Raw genomic sequence first — 19,971 nt, 5'->3', positions numbered from 1 at the left:
GGCACCAGTTGCTTGATCAGCTCCGGATCAAGGTTCAGCCCTCGACCGGGCTCAATCGTCGTTTCTTCTTTTCGTTTGCGAGGCATATCGGCTCCTTTGCCGAGAGTTTATGCCTCACACACAAGAAACCGGATAGGCTCTACGGCGTCGACTGTGATCCGAAAAAAGACACCAGCATCGGCCTCACAAACGTGAACATCCTCAACAGGTTTGGCACCCCGATGTTAATCGAATTGCAGGTGCAACGTTCCCCCGAGGCAGCGAGGGCCGCCTCGTACGCGCGCCCGCCCGAACACGCATCCACCACTCCTGCGGCTCCATACTCCTTGCACACGGAGAACATCACCCTCTCTCTGCCGTCCTTGCCGAAGAGCGCGGCGGCCGAACCGTTCACGGCAAAACAATACCCTTGCAACGGCTTACTTTTGGATAAATTGCGAGCCACGGACCCAGGCAAGGCCGACGCGCTCGCGTGCGTCAAGTTGAGTATTCCAAAAGAGTATGTGCTCGGCAACACCACCAACGGGGCGGCTACCTACAGTGGCGATTTCTCACAATATGTCCGCGTGCGCGCAAACGCGCCATCCGAGCCACACCAGGCAAAGCACGGAGAATGATGTGCAACGCACTACTCGTCAACGGCTAACGATAATGAGGCTGGCGGTCCAGTATTTTTGAGATAAGGCAGATGCGTCAACCCTCAAAGACCCATAAATAGACTAATGAAGAAATACCTCAAGTACTTGTTGATCTTCGCGATCTGTTTCGTGGCGCTGTGTTACCTCGTCCCCGAGTTCCCGGAAACGCCTCAATCGCGCAGCGAATCCATTGATGAAATGAAGCTCGACAGCACAGGCGAGAGGCTGCTGCTGCGTACCGAGCAATACGACTACGACTTCGCGCTTCCCACCCAGACATTGGCCCTTGCCTTGGCCCCTCTGAAGCATTCGATCCCCATGAAGGCTTCCGACACGCCGTGGTACCCACGAGCAGAGCCATCCGATCTGCAATTGAACGCCGACGGTAGCTTTCGTTCGCGTTTGACCGTCACCTTCGTCGGCTACGACGCCGAATTGCGCGCGCTCGATATCGGGCTCCCCGACAAGGAACTCGCTCGGCTCGAGAAATACGGTTTCAAGCGCGTCAAGAACGAGGGCGCCGACGATTTCAACGCCAAGTGGTCCACTGACATCGTCGGCCATCTGCATCCCCACAACAGCCTAGGCACCTATTCCGGCATCGATCTCTTGGGCTGCTGCGACAACGATCTGCGCGTGATTTTGGACACCCAGGAGACGATGGATCGCAATCGCCGGCTGCGCAGCCTATTGAAGCCGGTCATCGTGGTTTCCGATGCCGTAAAAAGCGCGGTCCTATTTGGGATTGCCTGCGCCTTTTTGTTGTTCGGCGGCTCAGGGCTACCGAGCGGTTGAGGACCCTGCTGCCAGCACACCCGAGGTTCTTTTGTCCCGTTGTGTCGTTGGCGCTTACCGGTCGGTCGCGACGTATGTCATCCTCGCATCCGTATTCGTTGCCACGGAAATTCGATGACCCGCTCGCCCCTTCTCCCGCACACCTACCTAGTCACGCCCGAGCCGCAGGACACTGACCCTTTCGTCGAATTCATCGCACGCTTGACGCTCGCGTTGGAGGCTGGCGTGCGCTTGGTACAGCTTCGGGCCAAAACGATCAGTGCGCCGCACTATGTGCGGCTGGCCGAACTGGCACTGGCCTGCTGCCGGCGTTATGACGCGCGATTGCTGTTGAACGCACCGGTCGACGTCGTGCTCGCCGTTCGAGCAGACGGGATACATCTCACCAGCACCCGGTTAATGGCATCCTCGGCTCGGCCGTTGCCGGCCGAATTGCTCGTGTCGGCCGCCTGCCATGACGAGCGCCAAGTGCTCCATGCGAATGCCATAGGCGCCGATCTGCTTACGATTTCGCCGGTGTTGCCGACGGCCACTCACACGACAGCGGTGCCCTTGGGTTGGCCGCGATTTCGCGAACTCGTGGCCCTGACCGACATTCCCGTTTATGCGCTTGGGGGCATGACGCTCGATACGCTCGCGCAGGCGCAGGAAGCGGGGGCGCAGGGTATCGCGGCGATTCGCGCACTTTGGGGGCGCACCGGGCAATAGGGGGTGGGTCGTGAGGACTTACGCGGCGAACGGCGATTGGCGATCGACCGCCGCAACACGCCGCTAGGCCACTAGGCCGCTAGGCCGCATCCCGATGCAACGGATGGATCTTCTCCAGTTCCTCGGCGAACCGCTCTTTCGCCATGGCCGTGTCGTAGTCCAGTTGCAGGCCCGTCCAGAACTCGTCGCTCGTTCCGAAGTAACGCGACAGGCGCAGGCCGGTATCGACGGTGATCGCACGCGTGCCCGCAATGATCTCGCCGATACGGCGTTGCTGGACACCGATCTCTTTTGCGAGGCGGTAGGCGGTGATGCCCATCGGGCGAAGAAACTCTTCTTGGAGGATTTCGCCCGGAATCGGGTACTTGACTTGACGAACCATGAAACCTCTCCAGTCAGCGATAGTCGACGATCTCGACGTCAAATGCATTGCCGCTCTCGAACCTGAAGCACACCCGCCACTGGTCGTTGATGCGAATGCTGTAGTCGACGGGTATCCCTAGCGGCTCAGGCCGAGAGTAGCCGGACCGTTTCCCAAACGGCAGTCGGCCAGAAGGCCAGCCTCGCCCGCGTCATTGAGATAGACCGGGCTGCGCGCCATAGGCAGGCTGCGACATAGGCCTTCAGGGGGCGTTGCCCCTGCCCATCGGCCCCATGGCTTCTCGGCGGCACGGACGTTGCGCGGTTTTTATCCGAACTGCCCCGCTCCTGCGGGCGGGGGCCGCTAGTTTGTCCTTTGGAGAAATCGACATGGCGTCCGAATCGAACGATGCGCTCCCTCAATTCGACCGGCCGTTCCGCTTATTTGCCTCGGGCACACGTGTGCTTGCGCAGAACGCGGCAGGCAAGGTAATCGATATCGGCGAGATGGCCTGCTTGGCGGACGGTGCCTGCCAAATCAAACTCGACGTCGATGCGATCGATTCCGGTCCCCAAGCGAACGCCGAGACGGCCTTGCGGGCGATTGTGCCGATGCTCACGTTCGATTATCTCGACGGGCTCTTCACGAGCGAGGCCGACGCCAAGTTCCAGGGCACGCTGGACGCGTTTCCGCACACGGCCTTTACGTTGCCGGAATCCATACCGCGCGAGTGGGTCGATCGCAGGCCGCCGGAACGCTTTTAGGGCAGCGTGCTAGATGCGCGTGGAATATGCGCAGCGGGTTAGCGAGCCGAATTTTGAGGCTGATCGTGGAGCGACTGAGCGAGTTTGAGCAGCTCGGCGCCTGTGGAAGCGTTTCTCGCTGCGAAGGCTTTGACATCGGCATCCTCGCCGGCTTGCGCCTCGCTTTCGTACAGGCTGTTGTCCATTCGATGGATGTTGATCTGCGCCAGCAGATATTCGCGATCGAAGACTGGCCCGCTCAAGCGCGCGAGTTCCTCGTATAGGGTGCGATCGGCCGGATCCATCGTCTTGATGAGGTTCACGTGCTTTTGGTCGGCGAGCGTTGTCAGTTCGCTTTCGATACGCGTGTGGGCGCGCGCCAGCCGTTGGCCATAGGCTTTCACGGCCGGGTTGCCGGCGTGTCGCTCGGCCAGTTCCGCCATGTCGACTTCAGCGATCCCCACGCTTGCTGCCGTCAACATGAATTGTTGATCGACGGGTGTGACCTCGGCGCTCGATTGTAGGTAAGAACAACCGACGGCCGCGAGCACGGCCGTTCCCGATGCTAGGAGCGCGGCATAACATCGTGGTGTGAGCATGGAACCTCCTGGCGACAGTGACCGCCTTCATCGAAGATGGGCGGCCTAATTTTTGCCGAGCATGTCGAATGCCAGGTGGGCGTTTGGTTTAACGACAGTTCGGGCAGCTATGGCACGAGCGATGCGCTTGGACGGGGATGCGCTACGGCAATGTATATCGACCATGACTCCGCGACGCCCATCGGTGCCGAAACCGGACCGCCGCATCGAAACCGATCCGGCCCAGCGGCCGGGGACGCTCGACGAGTGCCGGCGTTGTCCGCTTTGGCATGATGCGACGCAGGGCGTGGGGGGAGTTGGGCCGGCGCATGCGGCGATCATGATGGTTGGGGAGCAGCCGGGCGACAGTGAGGATCGTGAGGGGCGTCCTTTTGTGGGCCCGGCGGGACGATTGCTCGACGATGCGTTGCGCGAGGCGGGTGTGACACGCGGTACCGTATTCGTGACGAATGCGGTTAAGCATTTCAAGTGGGAGCCGCGCGGCAAGCGGCGCATGCACAAGACGCCGGCTCAGCGGGAGGTGGACGCGTGCCGCTACTGGCTCGAGCGCGAGTTGACGCGGGTATCGCCGAGGGTGGTGGTCGCGCTCGGATCGACGGCGCTGAAGGCATTGCTGCAAGACGCACACGTGCGGTTACAGGATTACTTCGGTAAGGCGACGGCTTACGAGGGCCGGACGATCTTGGCGACGTGGCATCCATCGTATGCGTTGCGAGCCCCGGATACCGAGACGAGGAAAAGGGCTTACGCGGACATTGTCGGCACGCTAGCGGAAGCGAAGCGAATCGTAGAGGAACGAGAGTCGGGGAAAAAAGCGGACTGAGCATCCGACCAAATATGGGCGAACAACCCAACCTGTGACATCGAAAAATACGGCATAACTGTCATCGCCTAGGTGTGGGTAAGCAACCTTTGCTGTCCGCCCAAGGACGCGCCTTTCTTTTGGTTACTTTTCTTTGGAAGTGCAAAGAAAAGTGACCGCCGCCCCGCGGAGGGGCAACGCTAGCAGACCGCAAAGCAAGCAAGTTCAAAGAAAGCGCATGAACAAAGAAAAAAGCGCGCGCCGCCGCAAGCGCCCGCAAACCCCGAAAACCCCAAAAACCCGTCCGCCCCCATCCCCCGGTCTGAATCTCGCCCACATCGCGTCCGCGAACGCCCGAGTTGGGCGACGATCCCTTACCGCGACCGAATCCACGCCTGGCATGGAACACGCGCGCGGCGCCCGTACCTAAAGGAGAACATCACGATGACCGATCCAGTAATCCACGTGGCGAACCACGCCACAATCCCTGTGTGTATTGCCCGCGATCCGAACTGGGATGATCAGGTGTTGCTAATTGGCGGGAGGGAGTCGAAGCAGACGCGTTGTTTAGCGCCGGGGGCGGACACGAGCTTCGGCGTACGAATTGGTGCCGACACGGAGCCGGATGAAAACCTGATAGGAGTGATCTTCGCGGACGCCAAGGATGTCGCTTATGGCAAGGTGGGTGCCTATCACTCGACGATCGGGCACGATCCTGCCACGGGGCTGCTTGCGGTGACGGACGAAAATATCGTTGGCACGCCGTCCACGCGCTACACGATTGCGAATGAAACGCAGTGGTCGATGAGCATGACGTTCGTCGACGCGTAACGAGTAACGAGTAACGAGTAACGAGTAACGACTCATACATAACGTGTAGCCGCTCGAGTGCACCCAACCGCCACGCCCTCGGGATATCGCCCCCCGGGAATGCGTGGCGCACGCACACCATCCCCCTCGTTCGCCTATTTCAACAGCCCCAACTCGACCGCTTTCACGCCTGCGGCGCGACTCGTATTCACCCCCAATTTCATTCGAATGTTCGCCAAATGGAAATTGATCGTGGATTGCGAGCAATCGAGAATGAGAGCAATTTCGGAGGCGGTTTTTCCAAAAACCCACCATTTCATGATTTCCGATTCACGCGGCGTGAATTGAGGCAAGATCGAGGCGAAAAAGCGTTCGGCGTGCGGCAGCACCGTCTCCATTGCGATGTCTCGTATCCAGCCTAGCAACGCCAGTTGAGCGCTCGCGCGGTGCTTGGCCGGCGTCACGTCAGCGCTGCTCGCGAAACTGAGCATCCCGGTCCGGCCCCGCGGCCCGTGCAGCGGCAGCAGCGCTCCCCAGCGCAGACCGCCGCTATGCAGATGGCCAAACAGCGCTGGGTCGGATAGCTTCGAATACCATGCTTCCCCCCACAACGTGGGGCTGGCGTGCGCGAATGCGTATCGAAGCAACGGGCAAGTCGCGGCCGATTTTCCGTTTCGATAGAACCGCGCGACGCTCGGCGCGCAGTTGCTGCGCACGAACGCATCGTCGCAATGCAAACCGCCGCCCGGCAATAAGACGAACGTCGTGTATTCGAAACCGTGACCGCGGCCCATGTTCATGAGCGCATCGAACCAGTCCGCCAGCGTCGCCGCATTGCGCAACCTCGCGAGCGCTTCATCCACGGGAACGTCGGCCGCACTCGTCACATTGTCGTGCTGTCCCGAATCAAGCGTCGCGAGCATCATTGTCAATGGCCTTCGATCGAAAGGATGAGTGACGAATTCAAGAAAAGATTACCGAACAATTAACGGCTTTACAAAAGAGTCGGCCGGTGTTTTTCTCCATATATGAGACAGCAATGCGCGATCGGTCCCGATCGAATCGCAGCGGTATGCGCGCCTCATGAGGAGTGCTTCATGCGAATCTCTCGATTGCCGGCAGCCTGGGTTTGCTTGCTCGCGGCCGCGCCGTTGCTCTACTTGCCCGCTGTCGCCGAAACGAATCCGATACCCGCGCAGACATCGGCCGTCGGCTCGCTTTCCCCGCTTGGCGGCTCGCCCCAGCGCGATGCTGCCGAAGCCGGGCTCGCCAGGCTGATCGAGCGCTCGCACGCACCGGGATCGGCCTTCCGCGCCAATCGGATCTTCAATCTTGCCGACGGCCAACACCTGGACCAGGCAAAGCTCGGCGACGGCTTCCAAACGTATCTAGTCGATCCGAAAAGGCTGCTCTCGGGCAAACGTCTTAGCGACTGTCTATACGGCAGCGGCGAATGGCGATTCGTCGTCCTACGGTACGGCAAAAGCGTCGGGCTCATCACAGTCGCGCGGCTGGGCAGCCGTTGGACGATGGTCGAAGCGGGCGCGAGCGAGTTAGCGGACGAAATCGCGTCCATCGCGGCCCGCTATGCGCAGCAGATGCCAGGCGCACATCTGCGCTTCGTCAGAAGCCGCCAAGCCGTCGCGGATTTCATCCAAGTTTTACCGCCAGGCCCCGCCGATGCCGCAAACGCACCCGTCTATGTTCCGCTCGCGAGCGCACGTACCCTGCTCGCCCCTGGCGCGGCCGGTTCCAACGCATCGGGACCGGCCCTCTCCGATGCGCAGCTCGACGACACGCTGCGCCGGGGCGTGCAACGCGGCATGCGCGACCCGCGAATCGGACATTGACACGTAAGGGGAGATTGCCGTGAACACTCGCATCGCCCGTCGCCTCCTGAGCGATCTCGTCATCGTCGCTGCCCCCGCACTCGTTGCCGCGAGCGCGCAACAAATCGACGTCCCGCAGGTCACCCAACAACACAGCGAGTGGTGCTGGGCAGCCGATGCCAACGCCGTCCTCGCCTATCGCGGCGTCTCGAGTTCGCAGTGCGGTATCGCGAACTGGGTCGACTCGATCGGCTATGCCTGCCAAAGCGCGCCCTTCGACTGGAACGACGACGCCAACTCGCCGAACACGCTCACCGGCACGACCGGCATCGCCGGCATCCTGTGGTCGCTTGGACGGCGCGATACGCACTATGTCGACGGCCCCGTCTCGTTCGGCTTGGCAAGCGCGAGCATCGACCGGGGCGCACCCATCGTCGTGCTGTGGACCTGGCCGGAAGGCGGCGGTCATTTCATCGTCGTGGATGGCTACGACGCACAGGGGAACGCCCTGTACTTCATGAACCCATGGCCCGGCGAGGGCGCGGGCTATGGCGACTATGGTTGGATGCTCGAGGGGGCGGGCAACATGGGCACCCATACTTGGGCGGAATCGTTGGTCGTGCACTAAAGCAGACCGCCCGAAGCGCAGCGCACCGCCTCGACGCAGCGGCCCAGCGACGTCACAGCCGGATCATCGACGAACACATCGTCGACGAACGCATTTCTACAACAAATGCAGACATGGGCAGGAGGCGTCGCCCGTTCGGCCACGCGCTGTGGGCGCGCGCACGATCGATGCGCGAATCGGGATGCGCGCAAGCACGCCATTGACTACGCTGAACGCATATCGCCTCGCGCTCGACCTAGCGCGCTCGTCACCTCTCGCAACCCGCCATGACACTCAATCTCGTGCGCTGCTCCGCACTACGCGCCTGCGGACCGGCCAGCCTCGGCCTACTCGGCGCATTGCTGATCGCATCGGGCTGTACGTTCACGCCGCCGACTCGGCCCGCCGCCGCGACGTTGCCACCGCCCGCGGCCGTCAACAGCCTCACGCTCGATCAATACCGCGCGACGATCGCGCAACGTATCGTCGAACGCAACCCATCGTATGTCGAGCATCAGCGCCCGCAGGCAATGCTGCGCTCGCTCGTCGTGGTCGCGTTCGTTGTCGATCGCAGCGGCAAGCTCGTCCGCTCCTCCGTCTATCGGACGAACGGCGACGACGAAGCCGAAGCGACGGCACTCGCCACGCTGCGTCGCGCCTCGCCGCTTCCCGCTCCGCCCGCGAAGCTGCTCAACGGCCAGGGTCAAGTCGAAATGATGGAAGACTGGCTCTTCAACGACGACGGCAAATTCCAACTACGCGAACTCGCGGCGCCGCAAGCGTTGACGTTCGAGTAGCGGGCACGCTATCTGCCGGTTGCGCGTTGCCGGCCGTCGCGCCGGCTCGTTATAATTTTCCGCACCGTGCGGCCGGTCCTTCCGGCCACGTTCGCGACGTCCCCCTTACCCGGCGGGGCGCTCGCGAGCCCGACGCCGCCTCGCCCGCGCCATTCGCGCGTCGCGCTTGTCGAATCGCATTTCCGCTTCCGCATTTCCGGTTGTTTTCGCCGGTTGCCTCACCTACGCATGACACCGCGCGCACTGTCGTGCACTCGTGCATGCTGCCGTCGCGCCCCGCCGGAGCCTCGAGCCCTGAACGCCGATCGCAGGCGTCGCGGATACCCGAGAGCGCCACGCGGCCCATTACCATCGGAGACCCTTCTATGTCCGCTTCGCCGTCATCGCCAGCCGTGACCCCTATGTCCGACGCGCAGAACGTATCGAGCCGTGCCCGCATCGTCTTCGCCAGCTTCATTGGCACCGCAATCGAGTTCTACGACTTTTACGTCTACGCCACCGCCGCGGCGCTCGTGATCGGCCCCGTATTTTTCCCCCACGGATCGGCCACGGCGCAAGCGTTGTCGGCTTTCGTGACGTTCGGCATCGCATTCGTCGCGCGGCCGATCGGCTCGTTCGCGTTTGGCCATTTCGGCGATCGCATCGGTCGCAAATCCACGCTGGTCGCTTCGCTGCTCGTCATGGGGCTGTCCACTACGCTGATCGGCTTTTTGCCCGGCTACGACACGCTCGGCGCATGGGCGCCGGTGCTGCTGTGCATCTTGCGCTTCGGGCAAGGGATCGGACTCGGGGGAGAATGGGGCGGCGCGGCATTGCTCGCGACGGAGAATGCACCCGCCGGCCGCCGCGGCTGGTTCGGCATGTTCCCGCAACTCGGGCCGTCGGTCGGCTTCCTGGCATCCAACGGCTTGTTCTTCGCCCTCGCGCTCGGGCTTTCCGACGCGCAATTCCGGTCATGGGGCTGGCGCGTACCGTTCATCGCCAGTGCGGTGCTGGTCGCGCTCGGGCTGTACGTGCGGCTGAAGATCGCCGAAACGCCCGCGTTTCGCGCCGCCATCGAGCGCGCCGAGCGGGTGCGGATACCGCTCGCCTCGCTCGTCGCGCATCACAGCCGAGCCACGCTGGCGGGATCGTTCGCGATGGTGGTCTGCTATACGCTGTTTTACATCTCGACTGTCTTCACGCTTTCGTACGGGGTCTCGACGCTGCACATCCCGCGTCAAAGCTTCCTCGGCATGCTCTGCTTCGCCGTGCTGTTCATGGGTCTGGCCACACCGCTCGCCGCCTGGGCCAGCGATCGTTTCGGACGCCGCCCCGTGCTGATCGCGGGCACGATCGCCGCCATCGCGTCGGGGTTCGCGATGGCACCGCTCGTCGGCAGCGGCTCGCCTGCGCTGATCACGCTGTTCCTGACGCTCGAGTTGTTCCTCATGGGCGTGACGTTCGCGCCGATGGGCGCGCTGCTGCCCGAGCTGTTCCCGACCGCCGTGCGCTATACCGGTGCGGGCGTCGCCTACAACCTCGGCGGCATTCTCGGCGCATCGGTCGCCCCCTACATCGCTCAGCTGCTGGCCGCGCACGGCGGCTTGGCGTGGGTGGGCGGCTATGTCTCGGCAGCGGCGGCCGTGAGTCTCGTCGCGGTCATCGCCATGCGCGAAACGCGCGACGTTTCGTTGTCCTAACGGCGACGGACGCTCACCCGCCGCGCCCGTCGCGCGGCGCGCGAACGTCCGACGTCACGCGGGCAAGCCGAGCGGGCGACGCCATGCGCCGCTCGCCGCCTGCCGCGGTGCGCCGAGCCCGCCAAGCCGCGGCGAGGCGCGCCAACGTCAGCAACGAAGCGACGGCAACGACATCGCCGAAGACTCGAACGAACCAGTTAGCCTCGCCATGCGCCAAGTGCACGGCCGCATCGACGACGATCGATACCACCGTGCCACCGACGAAACAGACGAGCCCCTGCTTGCCGACCGTCACGACGGCGGGCAAGCGCTCCGCCAATGCCCTCATCCAACCGAGCCGGGTCGCTTGCGCGCACAGCCAGGCGAGCGCAAGAAAGCTCACGATACGGACGCTGGCCAGGTTTTGCTTCATGTAGCCCGGCGACGGATGGGTTTCGATGCATACCTTGACGAACATGAACGTCAGCGCCAACGCGAACGCCGCGCCCGTGAGCGCACGGCCGACGGCCGACGTTTGCATCTGCATCGGCACGGGATGAAGGCGACACAACACACCGAGCACGAACAGCAATTGCCAGGCGAACGGGTTAAACGGCCAATCGGCAACGCCAGGCACCTGCTGCGCGAGCCATGGCGCGCCGAGCCAAACAACGAGGCTGAACGCAAAGCACAGCACGGGTTTGCGCTTACCGAGCGCCATCACGAGCGAAAGGCTCAAGGCATACAGCATGTACATCGGCAGGACGGCGGAAAGAAACGGCTGCCGACGCAGCGTAGCGATTTCGACGATGCCTTGGATGGGCCGATGCGCGAACCCGAGCCACCCGGTTTCGGAAACGATTGGCGAATCGATCGGCAGCCTCGCGACGATCGCGCCGCACACGAGCATCAATGCCGCGGTCAGCAGATAAGCGCGGTAGATTTCCCACGCTCGCCTGAGGAAACGACGGCGCGCCGCCCATTCGCCTTGGCGCGCCGCGAGGCTTGCGTAGCCCGAAGCGGACGCATAGCCGCCCAGGAAAACGAAAACCTCGGCGGCGTCGCAATACGCGTAGTTATGCAACATGGCGTGCGACAGCACGCTCGCGGAAATGTGGTCGATGGCGATTGCGATCAGCACGAGGCCGCGCAACAAATCCACTTCGATCGATCGTCCGGCGGACGAATTCATTGACGGCACCCCTCTTTGTACGACGGCCGCTCTCTCGGCCCAGTGCAATTGGTGCAACCGGCTCGCGAAAAATTCCTCGCTTGCCCGCATTTCATCTCAAATTCGAGCGATACCTCGCTTGCGTGCGATGAAAGCATTGGGATTTTTCCCGGCTTGCCCGTGCACGGCACGCGCCTATACTGCGCAACATGTACCGGTGCACTCTATCGCGCCAATTATCTGCACATCATCCACACGGGAGACGACGATGGCGATCCGAATCGACAATGCCGACATCGTAGCCATCCTCGCGCTCGCCCTACTGCTGGCGCTGTTGCTTGCCATACGGTTCCGCCCGAAAACGTGGCTCGCGATCGTCGTCGAAGCGCTGTTGGCGAACGCGGCAGCATTCGCCGCGGTGATCGCTGTCGAGACGCTGCTCGCCTAAAGCCGTCCTCGGGTTCGACCCTGACGCGCTTGTCGCCCCGCGCGGCTGGTCACCGCTCGTAGTAATAGCCGTGGTGGTAGCCGCCGTAGTACCCGTAATAGCCCGGCGCCGGAGCAATCACGCATCCCCCGAGCAGCAACGCAGCCAACGCGCCTGCAATCAATAGTCCTGTCGTGCGTTTCATCCCGTTCTCCGATCTCGTTCGTTGTTCATCGATTCGACGGCATGTCGAATGAATGCGATTGAACAGCACGACGGGAGCCACGGGCGTTGCAAATTTGTAAGCGCGGGGCCGCGCTTATTACAACGATTACCTCGTTCGTCTGCGGTCCGTTGCGGCGCGGCCGGGCGGCGTTTCGCACGCAACATACCGCCACAGATTTAACAGAGTCGTAATGGAATCGAACGGCGCACGGCCGAGCGCGCGCATCGAATGCGGCGTGGGGTGGCGTAATGAAAGCGGTGCAGGCGACCGAACGGCGCGCGCTCGTCATCTTGCCGATGGCGACGGCGCCGATCGTTAGCCGCGGCGTCGAAAGACGCGCCGCCGCGACCGGGTCGGATGCAATGGAATCGATCGGCGTCGAATCGATCCGCCTTGTCAGGCTTGCGGGATTTCGATTTTGACCTCGAGCACTTCGAGATCGTCTTGCCGTTCGAGGCTGACACGAATGTCATCGTCGGAAATCTTCACGTACTTCGAAATCACGGCGACGAGTTCGCGCTGCAGCGCGGGCAGATAATCGGCGGGCGGATGGCCGCCGGCACGCTCGTGCGCGATGATGAGCTGCAGGCGCTCTTTCGCGACCGCCGCAGACTTCTTCTTCTCGCCGAGCAAAAACGACAGAATCGACATAACGGACGCCCTCCTTAGCGAGTGCCGAAGAGGCGCTGCAGCAGGCCCGGCTTTTGGTAGTCGGTAAAGCGCAGTTCCTTCTCTTCGCCGAGAAAGCGTGCCACGACGTCCTTGTATGCCTCGGCCACGTCGGTGCCGTCTAGGTGCACGGCGGGCAAACCTTGGTTCGACGCGTGCAGCACGGCTTCCGATTCGGGCACGACGCCGATCAAGTCGATCCGCAGGATTTCTTGGATGTCGGACAGCGAGAGCATTTCGCCTTCGCTCACGCGCTTCGGGTTGTAACGCGTGATCAAGAGATGCTCCTTGACCGGATCCTTGCCTTCGATCGCGCGCTTCGTCTTCGACGACAAAATGCCGAGGATACGATCGGAATCGCGCACCGACGACACTTCCGGATTGGTCACGACAAGCGCTTCATCGGCGAAGTGCATCGCGAGCAACGCGCCCGATTCGATACCGGCCGGCGAATCGCAGACGATGTAATCGAAGCCCATGCCGGCCAGATCGTTCATCACCTTTTCCACGCCTTCGAGCGTCAATGCGTCTTTATCGCGCGTTTGCGAGGCCGGCAGGATGAACAAGTTCTCGCACTTCTTGTCCTTGATCAGCGCCTGATTCAGGTTCGCTTCGCCTTGGATCACATTGATGAAATCGTAGACGACGCGGCGCTCGCACCCGAGGATCAGATCGAGATTGCGCAAGCCGACGTCGAAATCGATCACGGCCGTCTTGTGGCCGCGCAATGCGAGACCCGATGCGAAGCTCGCGCTCGTGGTGGTTTTACCCACGCCGCCCTTGCCCGAAGTCACTACAACGATTTTCGCCATTTCCCCTTACCCTGTATTCGTCAAATTCGTCCATTGAATCGAAGCGGCGCATCCTGCGGCGCACCTTCGCTCGGCACGCTTACGTTACGTGAGCCGCAGCGGTTCGATCATCAGTTTTTCGTCCGACAGCCGGATCTGCACCGACTTGCCGATGACATCGGCCGGCAACGGATTCTCCGTGGTGCGATAGATGCCGGCGATCGAAATCAGTTCCGGCTCGAGGCACGTACAGAAGATCCGCGCATCGTGGTTGCCGTGTACACCTGCCAGTGCGCGCCCGCGCAGCGGCGCATAAATATGGATATTGCCCTCGGCGATCACTTCCGCGCCGTAGCTCACGAGGCCGAGCACGACGAGATCGCCCTTCGCATACACTTGCTGCCCCGACCGCAACGGCTTATCGACGATGAGCGTTTGCGACGGAACCGCCACGCGCCCGTTCGCTTCGGCCGCGGACGCCGCCGCAGGTGCCGCGCTGGACGGGCTCGTCGCATCCGCCGTATTCGGTTGTCCCGCCTCCGTTTTACCGTTTGCGGCCCGCCGATCGCGCGCCTCGACGAGCGGCAAGCCGCCCTCGCCCGCCCATTCGCGCTGCGCCTCGCCCGCCACGACGCCGATCGGGCGCATGCGCACGCTGCCCAGCAGTTGCGCGATGTCGGCGATCGATGCGCGCTCGGTTTCGCCGAGACGACGAACGTCGATCGTGACCACTTCGCCCGAGAAAAATTCGGGCGTTTGCTCGAAGCGCCGCGTAAGTTCGTTCCTGAGCGCGTCGAGATCGGTAGTCTTCACGACGAACTGAAGCGCGTCGACGGAGCCGCTGCGGAGTTCGAAGAAAGGCGTTTTATTCAGCGACATGGGGCGTTGCGGCAAAAAATTTTGCGTATTTTACAGGGGTCTACGCGCGCAGCCAGAATTTTCGCGTATGGCGCAGCGAAGCCCGGCGCCTGCATCGCGCGGACGCGCCATCGTCAGACAGCCGCGACGAGCGCGCGGCACACCGAGAAACGAGCGGGAAAGACCGGATGACGAGCGCTTGGCCGCGCTCAGTGCGAGACGATTTGGCCCGGCTTGACGCTGCGCACGAGCAGCGTTTGCCATTGCTTCGGCGCCCGGGCAACCGGTTGATGTTCGCCGGTAGGACCGTAGCCCAGCGCCTCGTAAAAGCGCATAGCGGTGCGGTTGGCATCCGCCACCCAGGCGTAGATTTCGGTCGCGCCTCGCTCGGCGAGCCAGGCGGTTGCCGTGTTCACCAGCAAGACGCCGCCGCGCAAGTGCCGCACGGCGGGCGCGACCCACAGTGCGCAGACGAACGCTTTGCGCTCGGGGGTATCGTCGAAGTATGCACCGATGAGACCGGCCGGATGGCCCTCGGTATAAAGAATGAACGTGGCAGCGCTCTCCGAGACGGCATAGCGGGCCGCGGCCGCATCGAACGTTTCCGCTCGTTCCGAGAGCGCTTCTTCCAGCGTCTCGGCAAATGCATCGGGCGCATCGCGCAGGGAAGCGGCACGCAGGTCGCGAAACATTGCGCCCTGATCGGCAGCTATACGGCGAACAGTCAGCGATGAACTCATGAGGCTCCGATATTCGCGGATGGCGGGCTAACGTGTAGCTTCGTCCGAACCGACGGGCGAGTCAAACCTTGTATTTAAGCGGCAGATGGGTGGCCCGTCCAGACTCCCGCATTGTGCATCGCACAATAGACGCGCGGAAGTATACCGATGCTTCGGTGTCCTGAGCGTTAGAATTCGGCCATGCGGGATGCAGCATAAATGTCGGGCCGCGCGATCTCCATGTATTTCTCCGGGCTGGCGAGCGCTCGGAAACCATGCGGCCGATACAGTTCGCGGGCATCGCTCGTCACGAGGACAATGCGCCGCAGGCCCTTGGCGAAGTCGGAGTCGAAAATATGGCGCACTAGCGCTTGCCCGTAGCCTCGCTTGCGATGCTCGGGCAACACGAAGACATCGCACAGATAGGCGAAGGTGGCCATGTCGGTCACGAGCCTGGCAAAGGCCACTTGCCGCCCTTCGATGTATGCGCCAAAGCAGAGCGAGCCGTCGATGGCGCGCTCCAGCGTCTCGCGCGGGATGCCTCGCGACCAATAGGCGTGGTCGCGCAAAAACGCGTAAATCATGTCGATATCGAGGGCGTGCTTGTCGCTCGAAATGTGCAGCGTGTCGTTCGGCATAGTTCGGCAGTAGGTTTTTGATGAAGACTAGCCGGTTGGCGATGGGCGGGCGAATGGGGAATCTTAAACTACGCCGGAAACCGCTCGTCGACGGATCGGACCGAACGATTCCTACAAAGGCCGAGCGGCGCCCGCTTGAACGAGGAGGGAGACGGCGACAGGATCGGGCATGCCGTTCGTGTCGATGGCGCCCGCCTTCGCAAGCACGGCCAGGTCGGCATCCACGCCAGGTTGTCCGACGACGAACGGCGTCGTCAGAAACGACTGCGTGCTCAGCGCGACCCCATAGTGCTGTTGGAAAATCGATGCAACGGCCGCTTCCGCGGCGACGACATTGGAAGCGTTCTCCAACACCTGCTGCTCGTGCGCGTTGTTGGGAAAATCGGCCAACAAATGGGCGGTGTCGGTACCGAGCTGGGCAGCCAGGTACGTTAACATCAAGTCGGTTTCGGGCGTCGTATTGAACGTGCCGCCGGCAAAGGCCAACGAATGCAGCGCAGTAGTGCCAGCAGTGGCAGTGATGACGCAGGGAAGCACGGCGCCAACCGTAATGGCGTAGTTTCCGCTCGAATCCGCCTGCGTGGTGGCAACGCCGTTCACGCAGTCGATCGTCACCGCCGCACCCGCCAGTGCCCGGCCCGTGGCTGCCGTGCCCGATATGGCGATGCTCTGCGCGCCGTCATCGAAGAAACAACCGTCGTCCCCCGCGCAGAAATCGCCATGGCAAGCGCCGAGCGCGATCAATGAAGCAACGGAGACGACACGCGACGCCGAGCGCAGGACGCGTGCGGCATGAATATTCATGGCGGGCGCACCCCGTTGAATGGGAAAGACGACGATAGGTGGCGCCGATCGGAAGGCGCCATACGTCATTCTAGGTGCTGGGGGAGGATACCGAAATGCAAAACGGGCCCGAAGGGCCCGTTTCAAGTTCTGGGGGAAAGGGGTGGGATTCGAACCCACGGTACGGTATAACCGTACACCGGATTTCGAGTATTCCTCGCCCGCTCCCTGACTGACCGAAAGTCATTGAAAACAAAGACTTGCGATCGCGCATAGAACGCCCCGTCAATCAGGACCGCTGTCGGCATATCCGTCCCCGTTTTTCCGATTTCAGAATGCAAAAAAGCCCAAGGGTTCGGCGCGGCGCTGGATGATGTGCGTCGGCGTACTGCCAAGGGCTCGATACGGCGAACGATAGCAATAGATATTACTTAGTGCAAGGCTAAGGCTGTTTGCAACGAGTTGCAAAGTGCTATGCTCACGCTCGCGCCGCGTTGACCACCCGCGACGGCGCGAACACCAACTAAAACGAGAGAGAGCATATGGGCCAAACCTGCGCAGCAGGCTTCTATCCGGTATTCAAGGACAACATGGCGGCGATCGGCTTGACCGCGCCACCGAACCTCTTTTCGTCACAGGTCAGCGCGCTACAGACGATCGGGCAACTCGCCGGCTTAATCAAAACCTTCGGCATGCGCGTAACGGTCGGCGAACTCATCGGGGCGGGCGATCTGACAGACAAGCTCGCTTTTGCGGGCGCATTGTACGCGTCGTACTATCTGGGCGGCACTATCGGCAGTCTCATGGTTGCCGGCGACGCGTTCTACGCGTGCAAAGCAGGACCGGGCGCGGCATCGCGCATGCATCAAGCGCTGTTCGCGTCAGGCGTCGCGCTGATTCAACCAATGCAGCTATTTCTGATGAACCATCCCGAATTATTCGACACGTCATCGCCGAATCGGCGCATCTATGGTATCCATGCACAGGCTGGCACGGGGTTAAAGTGATGAAAGCATGGCTCCTCGATCGCGCGTTGCTCATTCTCACGGCAGTAGGATTCATCGCCGCCGTCCTCGTCTCGTCGCGATGGCTCGGTAACGAAAACCTATACTCGGCCATCACGGCGATTACGATCGTCGCGCTTTGGTTCAAAGTCGCACGCTTGACGAAACTGCTGCGCGAGCACGGTATCGATCCGTATCAGAAGCGCGTGAAAGACAAGTCGAGGCCCCTCTCCTAGGCGTAGTGCCATACAAGTCGCTGACGGCACGCGCGCCCACGGTTTTTGTATCGTCTCGCCTAGATCAAGAATTTTCCGCCAAAGATGGGTCGCGGATAAAAAATCCACGCGATCTACACCGCCGTCCCTGGAGGATTGAGTCTGGGGCAAGCGCATCGCTTCGAACAGAGCGGTAATCAATGATTCGAACTCGCCCGGCGTAAGGTCCATCCAATGTTTCGCGTGATATGCTTGTAGCTTCATAGATCTGAGCACAAGAAACGGCAGGACAATCAGGGAGAAGGCTGGTCAATGCGACCGGCTTTTTTTCATGTACCCCCTGAGTGCGTTGCTTATCGCTCTGCAATTGCAACTAGCCATCGGTTATGTTTAAGAGCGAAATGCGGCCGTGGTTTTGGCGATAGTGGCGAAGTAATACGATCGGAGAGGGCGCTTGATACGCTGATGGAACAGACAGCAAGCACGGTTTCCGCAACTCAGTCGATGGCGGGAACGAATAATTCGGGGGCGAGTGCGACGACTGTTGTGCCAAGCGGCCCTTATCTAGACTTCCTGACGGACTACCATATTGGCGACCACGCGGGAATGCTTGGTCTGCTTGTATCAGTCGTCGGGCTTTGGCTTACCTATAACGAGGCAAAGAAGTCAAGAACTGCAGCAGAAGCGGCGCGCGACGCTGCTAAAGATGCTCGTCGGGGGCGGCTACTGGTTGACGTCTCGATGGATTTAGCGGCGATTTATGATCAGTTGGTGAGATTGAAGCAGACAGTTCGTGGGGATGAATGGGGCTCGATATCCGGTCAAATTGACGCGCTGTGCCGTGACCTGGAAGCCGTGAGGCAGGCGATGTTGGATGGTAGCACACCTGATTTCAGCGACTCGGAGTGCGGTGTCGTGGCAGATGCGTCAGCAAAGCTTCGAGAATTTGAGAATCTACTTACCAGAAAGAATGCGAAGCCTCCGAACGACGCAAAGTCAGAGGCTGCGTTGCAAAGGCAGGTTACCATCCCTTTGACAACGGTTATCGATAGCGTTACGAGTCTGCAGCACAAGGCTAGATTGATCTCGGGTAAGAGGTAGGCATGGATACGGAAAAGGAACAGGTTGCATCGTCTTTGCGCGGGCTGCATGCGCGGACGGTCAAGGGTGTTACATCGTGGCACGTGGGTGAGGACGACCGGTTCTACACGGACAACAAAGGTGTGCGCATAGTCATGTCCATGAGAACCGGCGGCGAGTTTGACGCTGACGATTACGTCGTATCCTTTTTTTCGCTGCCGACTCTCGAGCTTATCTTTGAGTTCACCGATGTGGACCTGAAGGAAGTGCTCCCGAAGTCTTATTTATTGATGCGCGATCTCTTTCAACAGGCTCGATTGAGCGCCCGTGGGTTCAAATCGTTGCTCGACGAGTCGTTAGCTGACCTGGCCCGGGATGATCCTGACGGGGTACCCTTCTAAGCGGAGTTTTTTGCGACGGCGGCCCGAATCCGTCGAGTCGCCGCATAGCGGCCCCCCATAGGGCTTGGACTTGCAGGCACCGTAAGAGATGCGGCTGTGCGGATTACGATGCACGGTAGACCGCCACTGCCGTATGACTTGGCGCTGTTCGCCAGTCTCTAGGCTCCTCGGCCGCCCCAGCCACACCCCGCACTTCTTAGCGGCCTGCATACAGTCTTCGTGCGTTCGCGAAATCATCTACGACAGATAGAGCAGAAAGGACTCGAAGAAACCAAAGTGTATGTAGAGGGGGGCGTAGAAATGCAAAACGGGCCCCGAAGGGCCCGTTTCAAATTCTGGCGGAAAGGGTGTCCGTCAAGAGCGGACACACCGGAGTTCATCTAAATTCACGCGACCTCGACGAAACCCTTGTCCATATTGGAATTGATGGCGGCGCGCGTTCACCGACATTCACGTGAACACGGATAAACTACGTTACAATCGCACTTTATTTTGATAGTCGATTTGTACGTTAACCGATGCCACGCGCCATAAACAGACTAAGCCAACTGACCGTCACCAAGACAATCAAGCCCGGGTTATACGCCGACGGCGGCGGCCTGTACTTACAGATCACCTCCGCTGGGGTCACATCATGGC

Annotated in this window: 26 protein-coding genes and 1 pseudogene; 15 read left to right on the top strand and 12 right to left on the bottom strand. The window is 61.2% G+C overall.

The features are described from left to right. From ACTHN9_RS11020 to ACTHN9_RS11010, 3 genes are all read left to right on the top strand, one after another. Positions 1-617 (top strand): hypothetical protein (locus ACTHN9_RS11020; protein WP_440536795.1); only part of this gene is annotated, 617 nt, incomplete at its 5' end. 105 nt (positions 618-722) lie between these two features. Continuing rightward, entirely contained in the window at positions 723-1,433 is a 711-nt protein-coding gene (locus ACTHN9_RS11015) for a hypothetical protein (RefSeq protein WP_440536794.1), read from the top strand. Positions 1,434-1,547: 114 nt separating this feature from the next. Continuing rightward, the gene (locus ACTHN9_RS11010; RefSeq protein ID WP_440536793.1) at positions 1,548-2,141 is read left to right on the top strand and encodes a thiamine phosphate synthase; all 594 of its coding nucleotides are present in this window, start codon (positions 1,548-1,550) and stop codon (positions 2,139-2,141) included. Between the two features lie 79 nt (positions 2,142-2,220). Here the strand turns inward: ACTHN9_RS11010 and ACTHN9_RS11005 are convergent, their stop codons facing one another. Both ACTHN9_RS11005 and ACTHN9_RS11000 read right to left on the bottom strand, forming a co-directional pair. Next, on the bottom strand, positions 2,221-2,523 hold the full coding sequence (locus ACTHN9_RS11005) for a HigA family addiction module antitoxin (protein ID WP_440536792.1): 303 nt from the start codon (positions 2,521-2,523) through the stop codon (positions 2,221-2,223). Between the two features lie 13 nt (positions 2,524-2,536). Further along, a pseudogene (locus ACTHN9_RS11000) lies at positions 2,537-2,626 on the bottom strand (type II toxin-antitoxin system RelE/ParE family toxin); the annotation flags it as partial. A 265-nt stretch (positions 2,627-2,891) separates the two neighbouring features. Here ACTHN9_RS11000 and ACTHN9_RS10995 point away from each other — a divergent pair. Further along, on the top strand, positions 2,892-3,266 hold the full coding sequence (locus tag ACTHN9_RS10995) for a hypothetical protein (protein WP_440536791.1): 375 nt from the start codon (positions 2,892-2,894) through the stop codon (positions 3,264-3,266). 38 nt (positions 3,267-3,304) lie between these two features. On the opposite strand, the gene ACTHN9_RS10990 is transcribed toward ACTHN9_RS10995, so the two are convergent. Further along, the gene (locus ACTHN9_RS10990) at positions 3,305-3,844 is read right to left on the bottom strand and encodes a DUF4142 domain-containing protein (protein ID WP_440536790.1); all 540 of its coding nucleotides are present in this window, start codon (positions 3,842-3,844) and stop codon (positions 3,305-3,307) included. A 163-nt stretch (positions 3,845-4,007) separates the two neighbouring features. On the opposite strand from ACTHN9_RS10990, the gene ACTHN9_RS10985 reads away from it, so the two are divergent. After that, positions 4,008-4,667 carry a UdgX family uracil-DNA binding protein gene (locus ACTHN9_RS10985; protein ID WP_440536789.1) on the top strand — a complete coding sequence of 220 codons (660 nt, stop codon included), beginning with the start codon at positions 4,008-4,010 and terminating at the stop codon, positions 4,665-4,667. A 423-nt stretch (positions 4,668-5,090) separates the two neighbouring features. Next, positions 5,091-5,477 (top strand): hypothetical protein, encoded by a 387-nt coding sequence (locus tag ACTHN9_RS10980; protein WP_440536788.1) that lies wholly within the window; start codon positions 5,091-5,093, stop codon positions 5,475-5,477. 134 nt (positions 5,478-5,611) lie between these two features. Here ACTHN9_RS10980 and ACTHN9_RS10975 read toward each other — a convergent pair whose 3' ends face one another. Continuing rightward, the gene (locus ACTHN9_RS10975; RefSeq protein WP_440536787.1) at positions 5,612-6,382 is read right to left on the bottom strand and encodes a helix-turn-helix transcriptional regulator; all 771 of its coding nucleotides are present in this window, start codon (positions 6,380-6,382) and stop codon (positions 5,612-5,614) included. A 171-nt stretch (positions 6,383-6,553) separates the two neighbouring features. Between ACTHN9_RS10975 and ACTHN9_RS10970 the strand changes: the two genes are divergently transcribed. The 4 genes from ACTHN9_RS10970 to ACTHN9_RS10955 all read left to right on the top strand — a co-directional run bounded on the left by ACTHN9_RS10970 (position 6,554) and on the right by ACTHN9_RS10955 (position 10,371). Beyond that, positions 6,554-7,306: a hypothetical protein gene (locus tag ACTHN9_RS10970; RefSeq protein ID WP_440536786.1), complete on the top strand. Its 753-nt coding sequence runs from the start codon at positions 6,554-6,556 to the stop codon at positions 7,304-7,306. A gap of 19 nt (positions 7,307-7,325) precedes the next feature. After that, a complete protein-coding gene (locus ACTHN9_RS10965; RefSeq protein ID WP_440536785.1) occupies positions 7,326-7,913 on the top strand; it encodes a C39 family peptidase in 588 nt (195 codons plus the stop codon). 266 nt (positions 7,914-8,179) lie between these two features. After that, positions 8,180-8,689, top strand: coding sequence for an energy transducer TonB family protein (locus ACTHN9_RS10960; RefSeq protein ID WP_440536784.1), 510 nt, complete (start codon positions 8,180-8,182; stop codon positions 8,687-8,689). 365 nt (positions 8,690-9,054) lie between these two features. After that, the gene (locus tag ACTHN9_RS10955; protein WP_440536783.1) at positions 9,055-10,371 is read left to right on the top strand and encodes an MFS transporter; all 1,317 of its coding nucleotides are present in this window, start codon (positions 9,055-9,057) and stop codon (positions 10,369-10,371) included. A gap of 13 nt (positions 10,372-10,384) precedes the next feature. Here the strand turns inward: ACTHN9_RS10955 and ACTHN9_RS10950 are convergent, their stop codons facing one another. Continuing rightward, positions 10,385-11,542, bottom strand: coding sequence for an OpgC domain-containing protein (locus tag ACTHN9_RS10950; protein WP_440536782.1), 1,158 nt, complete (start codon positions 11,540-11,542; stop codon positions 10,385-10,387). Positions 11,543-11,789: 247 nt separating this feature from the next. Here ACTHN9_RS10950 and ACTHN9_RS10945 point away from each other — a divergent pair, with 247 nt between their 5' ends. Beyond that, positions 11,790-11,969: a hypothetical protein gene (locus ACTHN9_RS10945; RefSeq protein ID WP_440536781.1), complete on the top strand. Its 180-nt coding sequence runs from the start codon at positions 11,790-11,792 to the stop codon at positions 11,967-11,969. Between the two features lie 49 nt (positions 11,970-12,018). On the opposite strand, the gene ACTHN9_RS10940 is transcribed toward ACTHN9_RS10945, so the two are convergent. From ACTHN9_RS10940 to ACTHN9_RS10910, 7 genes are all read right to left on the bottom strand, one after another. Beyond that, positions 12,019-12,153 carry a hypothetical protein gene (locus ACTHN9_RS10940; protein WP_440536780.1) on the bottom strand — a complete coding sequence of 45 codons (135 nt, stop codon included), beginning with the start codon at positions 12,151-12,153 and terminating at the stop codon, positions 12,019-12,021. A 417-nt stretch (positions 12,154-12,570) separates the two neighbouring features. Then, positions 12,571-12,825 (bottom strand): cell division topological specificity factor MinE, encoded by a 255-nt coding sequence (gene minE, locus ACTHN9_RS10935; RefSeq protein WP_102608594.1) that lies wholly within the window; start codon positions 12,823-12,825, stop codon positions 12,571-12,573. A 14-nt stretch (positions 12,826-12,839) separates the two neighbouring features. Further along, complete coding sequence (gene minD, locus ACTHN9_RS10930; protein WP_440536779.1) at positions 12,840-13,655, bottom strand: septum site-determining protein MinD; 816 nt, start codon at positions 13,653-13,655, stop codon at positions 12,840-12,842. Between the two features lie 84 nt (positions 13,656-13,739). After that, positions 13,740-14,513 carry a septum site-determining protein MinC gene (gene minC / locus ACTHN9_RS10925; protein WP_440536778.1) on the bottom strand — a complete coding sequence of 258 codons (774 nt, stop codon included), beginning with the start codon at positions 14,511-14,513 and terminating at the stop codon, positions 13,740-13,742. Between the two features lie 188 nt (positions 14,514-14,701). Further along, positions 14,702-15,232 carry a GNAT family N-acetyltransferase gene (locus ACTHN9_RS10920; RefSeq protein ID WP_440536777.1) on the bottom strand — a complete coding sequence of 177 codons (531 nt, stop codon included), beginning with the start codon at positions 15,230-15,232 and terminating at the stop codon, positions 14,702-14,704. A gap of 167 nt (positions 15,233-15,399) precedes the next feature. Beyond that, on the bottom strand, positions 15,400-15,849 hold the full coding sequence (locus ACTHN9_RS10915; RefSeq protein ID WP_440536776.1) for a GNAT family N-acetyltransferase: 450 nt from the start codon (positions 15,847-15,849) through the stop codon (positions 15,400-15,402). A 111-nt stretch (positions 15,850-15,960) separates the two neighbouring features. Beyond that, positions 15,961-16,653 (bottom strand): hypothetical protein, encoded by a 693-nt coding sequence (locus tag ACTHN9_RS10910; RefSeq protein WP_440536775.1) that lies wholly within the window; start codon positions 16,651-16,653, stop codon positions 15,961-15,963. Between the two features lie 521 nt (positions 16,654-17,174). Here ACTHN9_RS10910 and ACTHN9_RS10905 point away from each other — a divergent pair. The 4 genes from ACTHN9_RS10905 (at position 17,175) to ACTHN9_RS10890 (ending at position 19,332) form a co-directional block, all read left to right on the top strand. Next, positions 17,175-17,639: a hypothetical protein gene (locus ACTHN9_RS10905; protein WP_440536774.1), complete on the top strand. Its 465-nt coding sequence runs from the start codon at positions 17,175-17,177 to the stop codon at positions 17,637-17,639. Beyond that, entirely contained in the window at positions 17,639-17,872 is a 234-nt protein-coding gene (locus tag ACTHN9_RS10900; RefSeq protein ID WP_440536773.1) for a hypothetical protein, read from the top strand. The genes ACTHN9_RS10905 and ACTHN9_RS10900 overlap by 1 nt, the downstream gene beginning before the upstream one ends. Before the next feature lie 444 nt (positions 17,873-18,316). Further along, on the top strand, positions 18,317-18,952 hold the full coding sequence (locus tag ACTHN9_RS10895) for a hypothetical protein (protein ID WP_440536772.1): 636 nt from the start codon (positions 18,317-18,319) through the stop codon (positions 18,950-18,952). 2 nt (positions 18,953-18,954) lie between these two features. Next, positions 18,955-19,332: a hypothetical protein gene (locus tag ACTHN9_RS10890; protein ID WP_440536771.1), complete on the top strand. Its 378-nt coding sequence runs from the start codon at positions 18,955-18,957 to the stop codon at positions 19,330-19,332. The last annotated feature ends 639 nt before the right edge of the window (positions 19,333-19,971 follow it).

It is taken from the genome of Trinickia sp. (assembly GCF_051953405.1).
Lineage (GTDB): Bacteria > Pseudomonadota > Gammaproteobacteria > Burkholderiales > Burkholderiaceae > Trinickia.
This window is presented reverse-complemented; position numbering and strand designations above follow the sequence as displayed.